We start from the raw sequence: 2,770 nt of genomic DNA on the forward strand, positions 1-2,770 counted from the left end.
GACCGTGCCCGGCTCCGGGCGGTCAGGCTTGATCCCTCCGCCGGGCAGGTCGGCCCCATCCCTCGGTGCGTGCGGTCGATCCGTGGGTCAGGATTTCCAGAGACTAGGAAAGATCTTCTGATGAGTAGTGGCTTTGCTGCTGTTGACGTTATTCGGGTGAAGAGGGACGGGGGCGTGCTGTCGGACGCGCAGATCGACTGGGTGGTCGACGCGTACACCCGGGGGGTCGTCGCCGACGAGCAGATGTCCGCGCTGGCCATGGCGATCCTGCTCAACGGCATGACCGGACCGGAGATCGCCCGGTGGACCGCCGCGATGATCGCCAGCGGTGAGCGCCTGGACCTCTCGGCGGTACGCCGGCCCACCGTCGACAAGCACTCCACCGGCGGCGTCGGCGACAAGATCACGCTGCCGCTCACCCCGCTGGTGGCGGCGTGCGGCGCTGCCGTACCCCAGCTCAGTGGGCGCGGCCTCGGGCACACCGGCGGCACGCTGGACAAGTTGGAGTCCATCCCCGGCTGGCGGGCCTCGGTGCGAAACGACGAGTTCATCGCCCAGCTCGACGAGGTCGGTGCGGTGATCTGCGCGGCCGGCGCCGGGCTCGCCCCCGCCGACCGCAAGCTGTACGCGCTGCGCGACGTGACCGGCACGGTGGAGGCGATCCCGCTGATCGCCAGTTCGATCATGAGCAAGAAGATCGCCGAGGGCACCGGCGCGTTGGTCCTCGACGTCAAGGTCGGCTCGGGGGCCTTCATGAAGTCCGTCGACCAGGCGCGCGAGCTGGCCCGGACGATGGTCGAGTTGGGGGGCGCGCACGGCGTGCGGACGGTCGCCCTGCTCACCGACATGTCCACCCCGCTCGGCCTGGCGATCGGCAACGCCGTCGAGGTGACCGAGTCGGTCGAGGTGCTGGCCGGCGGTGGACCGGCCGACGTGGTGGAGCTGACGCTGGCCCTGGCCCGGGAGATGCTCGACGCCGCCGGCCTGCCGGACGTCGATCCGGAGGCGGCGCTACGCGACGGCCGGGCGATGGACTCCTGGCGGGCGATGATCCGGGCGCAGGGCGGCGACCCGGACGCGCCGATGCCGACCGCCAACGAGGTCGAGGTGGTCCGCGCCGCGCAGGACGGGTACGTGGCGGCCGTCGACGCGTACGCCATGGGGGTCGCGGCGTGGCGGCTCGGCGCGGGCCGGGCCCGCAAGGAGGACCCGGTGAGCGTTCCGGCCGGCGTGGTGCTGCACCGGCGTCCGGGTGACGCGGTGCGGGCCGGTGATCCGCTCTACGAGCTGCGCGCGGAGGACCCGACGCGGGTCCCGGCTGCGCTGGCGGAGGCGGCGCGCGCGGTGCGGATCGCGCCGACCGCGCCGACGGCGACGCCGCTGGTCATCGAGCGGATCGGCTGACCGGACGCCGGGTCGGGGTGGCGTGGTGCCGGTCACCCGGGAGCGCTATTCTCGCAGGCCAAGGGGGGACAGCCGGCGTTGAGCCGTCGCGAGCAGACAGGAAGTTGCCCCGTGACCGTCGTACCTGCCCCCGACCCGCGTGAGGTGCGCGAGGCGAGCCTGGACGAGCTGTCCCGGCTCGGCCTGCCGTTGCCGCCGGCCCAGTTTCCGCTCGTGTGGGAGCCGGGTGACGAGATCGAGTTGCGTCCGACGCCGGAGATCGAGGCGCGGGTCGCCGTCCTGCACCTGATCCTGGCCCGCTGTTTCGGGATGCCGGCGCAGGCGGCGATGAGCTGGCTGCTCGGTTCGCATCTGGTCGAGATGGTCACTCCGCCCGAGTGGCAGTTCGTGATGGGCGGCAAGGGCGACCACCGCTCGTTCGTGCTGCACCACGACGCGCTCTTCGCGCTGGCCTGGGTGCTGGGTCTGAGCAAGCAGCTCGACCCGACCCTGGCCGTGGACGAGCGACTGGTGGAGCGGCTGCCGCACATCGCCGAGGGGGAGACCTTTCCGCGCTGGCGGTCCCGGATCCTCACCGCGCCGCAGCACCCGGCGGACGCGGCGGCACTGCTCGACCTGCACTACTGCCTGGACTGGGCGTACCTGGAAACCGAGCGCAGCGGCCGGCGAACGCCGGGGCTGGTCGACGCGAACGCCATCGGCCAGCGGCGGTGGGCACTGGAGTGGGCGGTGATCCTGCGCGGGCCGTACCACGACGAGCCGCCCGGTTGGGAAGAGGTGGACCTCTCCACCTGAGCTCAGCGGGGCCGGTGGGCGTCGAGCCGGACCGCCACGGTCACCCGGACCGGTTCGGGCAGCGCGGCCACCCGGGCGGCGAGGGCGCCCGGGTCGGTGTGCCAGGCGCTCGGACCCATCCCGACCAGGGTGGCCACCTCGGTGCGGGTCAGGGCCAGCTCGGCACGGTGCACGGTCGAGCTGACCGGGGTGAAGTGCTTGCCCAGGCTGGCCGCCACCCGGTCGGCCTTGTCCGGGTCCACCCGCAGCAGGTCGAGGGCGTCCACCAGTTCGGTGAGATGGTCGGCGGCGGGCGTGACCACCAGCAGCGTGCCGGCCGGGTCGAGCACCCGGTGGAACTCCGGCCCGTTGCGCGGGGCGAAGACGTTCAGCAGCACGGCCGTCGAGCCGTCGGCCAGGGGCAGCCGCTGCCAGGTGTCGGCGAGCGCCGCGGCCGCCCGTGGATGCGCCCGGGCCGCGCGGCGCAGCGCCGGCTTGGAGACGTCCAGGGCCAGACCCACGGCGTCGGGCAGCGCCGCCAGCACCGCCGCGAGGTACCGGCCGGTGCCGGCGCCGGCATCCACACCAGGGG

2 protein-coding genes and 1 pseudogene are annotated in these 2,770 nt (G+C 73.5%); 2 read left to right on the forward strand and 1 reads right to left on the reverse strand.

The features are described 5' to 3' along the window. Positions 1–120 precede the first annotated feature (120 nt). Entirely contained in the window at positions 121–1,404 is a 1,284-nt protein-coding gene (locus JNW91_RS30905; protein ID WP_203178990.1) for a thymidine phosphorylase, read from the forward strand. Positions 1,405–1,515: 111 nt separating this feature from the next. Beyond that, positions 1,516–2,199 (forward strand): DUF4272 domain-containing protein, encoded by a 684-nt coding sequence (locus JNW91_RS30910; RefSeq protein WP_203178991.1) that lies wholly within the window; start codon positions 1,516–1,518, stop codon positions 2,197–2,199. A gap of 2 nt (positions 2,200–2,201) precedes the next feature. Here the strand turns inward: JNW91_RS30910 and JNW91_RS30915 are convergent. Continuing rightward, positions 2,202–2,770 (reverse strand): annotated as a pseudogene (locus JNW91_RS30915) (putative RNA methyltransferase); the annotation flags it as partial.

Source organism: Micromonospora parastrephiae (genome assembly GCF_016802865.1).
GTDB classification, from domain to species: domain Bacteria; phylum Actinomycetota; class Actinomycetes; order Mycobacteriales; family Micromonosporaceae; genus Micromonospora; species Micromonospora parastrephiae.